Source organism: Streptomyces coryli, from assembly GCF_011044975.1.
Taxonomy (GTDB): domain Bacteria; phylum Actinomycetota; class Actinomycetes; order Streptomycetales; family Streptomycetaceae; genus Streptomyces; species Streptomyces coryli.
On sequence record NZ_JAAKZV010000450.1, the window covers coordinates 1 to 3126 of the forward strand.

The window sequence follows — 3126 nt, forward strand, 5'->3', positions numbered from 1 at the left end:
CAGCGGAGGCAGGGCGAGGGCGGGCCGCGCGGCCGGTGCGGGGGCGGGCGGCGGTCGTGGTGGCGGCCGAGGGCTTTCTGCGGCCGGCGTCGCTGCGCTTCGAGTGGGGGAAGCAGGACGCGGACGCGTACTACGACGAGTGGCTCGACGTGCAGGCGCTGTGGCGGGAGGTCTTCGGGCCGCTGGAGCCGGGCGGGAGCGGTCGGGTGCTGCCGGATCTGTGGGATCCGGTGGCGGACCGGGCTACGCGGAGTCCGTATGTGGAGGTGCCGGAGGGTGGGGTGGTGATCCTCCATGGCGCGTTTCTGCTGCGGCACTGGTTCCCATTCGACGTGGCCGTGCATCTGCGGCTGTCGGAGGGCGCGCTGGCGCGACGGCTGCCGGAGGGGATGCGGTGGGCGCTGCCTGCCTTTGCGCGCTATGAGGGGGAGGCCGCGCCGGGGGAGGCGGCGGACGTGGTGGTACGGGCCGATGACCCGCGGCGGCCCGCCTGGGACGGGCGGCTTACTGGCGGTTGAGCGCCCTGGCCATGCCGGCGGCGACGGTGGTGGCGAGGATCCACCCGGCGGCCGTGAGGATGTACGCCAGCCACTGGCCGCCGCCATGGGCCGCGTAGGCGCTCTCCTGACCGAAGTTGATGACGGGGAGCAGCAGGTCGAGGGTGTAGAAGAGCTCGTTGAGCGGTGGCGCCTTGTCCTCCTCCAGCACGCGCGGGGGCCAGATGGAGAACACCGTGAAGCCGACCGCCAGCAGCCCGAGCAGCCAGCCGAGCGCGCGGGCCGGGTGGTAGCCGTAGCCGACCGTCACGTCCTGGGCCAGGCCCCAGGCGCGGGCGTAGCGGGGCAGCTGGGCGCGGCGGGCGCGCTGCTTGGCGAGCAGGATGACGCGGGCGTCGTCCTCGTGGCCGAGGCGGCGGTAGGTGGCGGCGAGTTGTTCGTACGGCTGGGGGTGGTACGACCCGCGTTCGTCGCGCTGCAGCCAGGGGAGCCGTTCGGCGGCGGTGAGCGGCTGTTCCAACTGGTCGTACGCGACGCCGTCCATGGTGATGGATTCGGGCCAGGATTCGGGGGCGTCGCGGAGCACGCCGATGGTGGCGTGGCGGAGCGAGAGGCGCCCGGCGGCGGCGTTGACGGTGCGCAGATCGACCTCGCGGGCGCGGACGTGACGCAGGGAGAGGGCGGAGTGGTCGGTGACCGGGGGGCCGGTCAGGCGCGCGGTGCGCAGGTAGATGCCGCCGCCGACCTCCGCGGTCGCGAGGGTGATCGGTCCGTCCGCGGTGAAGTCCTTGTCCAGTTGCACGTCCGCGCCGATACGGGAGGCGCGGGCGTCCAGGGTGCGTCCGGCGGGGTTGGTGAGGTGGGCGGTGCGCAGCTGAAGCGAACCGTTCACGGTGATGCCGTAGAGATCGAGCTCGCCTTCGGCGTGCAGTTGGTTCGCCCGGAAGTCGACGTCCACCTGGGCTCGTACCGCGTCCACCGCGACATCTTCCGAGCCGGTGACGCGGGCGTCGTCGAGCTGCACGCTGCCGCCGACGCGGGTGTTGCGCAGCCGGATCCGGCCGTTCGCGGTGAAGCCCTCGTCCAGGACGACGTCGGAGCCGATCTGGGCGCCGATGGCGTCGAGGGTGCGGCCGGCGGGGTTGGTGAGCTGGGCGGCGCGGAGGAAGAGCGACCCGGTGATCGCCGCGCCGCGCAGGCCCAGGGCTCCGCCGGCGTGCAGCCGGTAGGCGGAGAAGTCCCCCTCGACCTGGAGGCGGTGTGCGTCCAGGGCGACGCCGTCGTGGCCGTTCAGCCGGCATTGGCGCAGGTGGGCGCCGCCGCCGATGACGGCGCTGCGGAGCCGGAACACGCCGTCGACGGCGAGGTCGCGCAGGAGGAGGTCGTTGTCGACGTGGAGGCGGTCGGCGGTCAGGGCCTCACCGGCGGCGTCGGACAGGTGCGCCTGTTCCAGGATGACGGCGCCGGTGACGTGGGTGCCGACCAGGCGGATCTCGGCGGTGCTGCGGCACCGCTTCAGGCGGAGGTTGCCGTCTATGGCGGCGTGGGAGGCGAGCAGTCCGGGGAGGTGCGAGCCGTTGAAGCTCAGCTGGCGGGTGCGGGTGCCGTAGAGGTTGACCCGCTGCTCGAACCAGCAGCCGATCAGGCGCAGATGGTGGTCGAACTCGGTGTGGTCCAGCTCCAGGCTGCCCGTGATCCGGGCACCGACGAGGCTGACCGCGGCGGCGCGGCCGGGCTCGGGTTCGCGGGCGCCGAGGAGCAGCGCCGTGATGACCTCGGCGCGGATGGTGCGCTCGGGTCCCCAGTCGGCGCCTTGCGCCGGGTCGTCCGCTTCCCGGTCGCCGGTACCCAGATCCACCTCGCGGGCCGAGGTGAACGCATCCCACACCTGCTGCTCGGGCGGCGTGATCCCGTGCGGCTGCATCGTTGCTCCCCTCTTTGGCTGCTGGCGCTTACTGACGGTTGAGGGCGCGGGCGGCGCCTGCCGCGACCGTGGTGGCGAGGACCCAGCCGGCGGCGGTGAGGAGGTGGGCGAACCAGCCGAGGGCGTCGTCCGAGGTGTAGGCGCTGTCCTGGCCGAAGCTGACCACGGGGAGGAGCAGGTCGAGAGTGTAGAAGACCGCGCTGTACTCCGGGGACTTGCCTTCCTCCAGCTCGCGCGGGTGCCAGCGGGCGAAGACCGTGAAGCCGACCACCATGAGCCCGAGCAGCCAGCCGAGGGCGCGGGCCGGGTGGTATCCGTACCCGACCGTGGCGTCCTGGACCAGGCCCCAGACGCGGGCATAGCGGGGGAGCTGGTGGCGGCGGGCGCGCTGCTTGGCGAGGAGGACGGTACGGGCCTCGTCCTCATGGCCGAGTCCGCGGTAGGCGGTGGCGAGTTGTTCGTAAGGCTGGGGGTGATACGCGTCGTCGTCCCGGCCCAGCCAGGGAATGCGCTCGGCGGCGGTGAGCGGGGTCTCCAGCTGTTCGTAGAGGGCGCCGTCGAGGCGGACCCGGGCTGGCCAGACGGCGGGGTCGTCGCGGAGGACGCCGAGGACGGTGTGGCGCAGGTCGAGCTCGCCGGGTGGGGTGTTGGCGGTGCGCAGGTCGAGCTCGCGGGCGTGGAGGTGGCGGAGGGAGAGGGCGGTGT

At 73.3% G+C, this 3126-nt stretch carries 2 protein-coding genes and 1 pseudogene; 1 reads left to right on the forward strand and 2 read right to left on the reverse strand.

The features are described from left to right. Nucleotides 1-518 (forward strand): nucleoside/nucleotide kinase family protein (locus tag G5C51_RS41015; RefSeq protein WP_165245881.1); only part of this gene is annotated, 518 nt, incomplete at its 5' end. On the opposite strand, the gene G5C51_RS41020 is transcribed toward G5C51_RS41015, so the two are convergent. Next, a complete protein-coding gene (locus G5C51_RS41020) occupies nucleotides 505-2421 on the reverse strand; it encodes a hypothetical protein (RefSeq protein WP_165245883.1) in 1917 nt (638 codons plus the stop codon). The genes G5C51_RS41015 and G5C51_RS41020 overlap by 14 nt on opposite strands. Before the next feature lie 28 nt (nucleotides 2422-2449). Next, nucleotides 2450-3126: pseudogene (locus G5C51_RS41025) on the reverse strand (hypothetical protein); the annotation flags it as partial.

Coding starts and splice junctions, on each gene's coding strand:
- G5C51_RS41020 (WP_165245883.1), bottom strand. CDS start 2,421: ATGCAGCCGCACGGGATCACGCCGCCCGAGCAGCAGGTGTGGGATGCG.